This is a genomic window from Faecalibacterium longum (assembly GCF_040094125.1).
GTDB lineage: Bacteria > Bacillota > Clostridia > Oscillospirales > Ruminococcaceae > Faecalibacterium > Faecalibacterium longum.
In genome coordinates this window covers 1-611 of the sequence record NZ_JBBNIH010000052.1, presented here as the reverse complement: position 1 = coordinate 611, position 611 = coordinate 1, and the positions used below count along the sequence as shown (strand labels likewise).

At 41.7% G+C, this 611-nt stretch carries 1 protein-coding gene; it reads right to left on the bottom strand.

Features of this window, described 5'->3' with window-relative positions; translation table 11 throughout:
- Positions 1–256: 256 nt before the first annotated feature.
- Positions 257–460 (bottom strand): helix-turn-helix domain-containing protein, encoded by a 204-nt coding sequence (locus AAAU26_RS00790; RefSeq protein WP_227619720.1) that lies wholly within the window; start codon positions 458–460, stop codon positions 257–259.
- Between the last annotated feature and the right edge of the window lie 151 nt (positions 461–611).

Below are 611 nucleotides of genomic sequence, written 5' to 3'. Positions count from 1 at the left end.
AGTGAAATAATTTGATACTTACAAGTATATTCCAAATAGTCAGAATTGCAATAGGTAACCTGAGCTGTTTTCAACTGACAATGCAAATCTTATTCGGTATGCCCGAAGATCGTCGCAAATGTATTCCTTCAATGGTAACAATCATGGAGATTAGCGTTTATCTGGAGATTGCCAAAGGATAAATAGAAGCAGTATTAAAGCCGTTCACCACGCAGATTTTCCAGCGTGGCGAACGGCTTTTTTGCTGCCCCTATATTTACAGGTAGGCGGAATCGAAGAAGTCTTTTAATGTAATTCCTAAACCCTGACAAATTCTTTCAATCGTCTCTACACTTAACTGCCCTCCCCGACGGGCGGTGGTTTGAATCGTGGAGTACGATATTCCGCATTTCTTTGCCAATACACATAGATTCATATCACGCACTTGCATCAAATCCTGAACACGCTTGATCGTATCCACGAAAACTCCTCCCATCTTTTTAGTTCAAAACTTTTCCAACAACCTCGAATCTTTGCTCTGGAGATATAAGGATCGGCGAATATTTGGTGTTAAGAGAGACCAAAACCGGTTGGTTATGCACCACGCCATAGCTGTCGGTAAGGAACTCTGC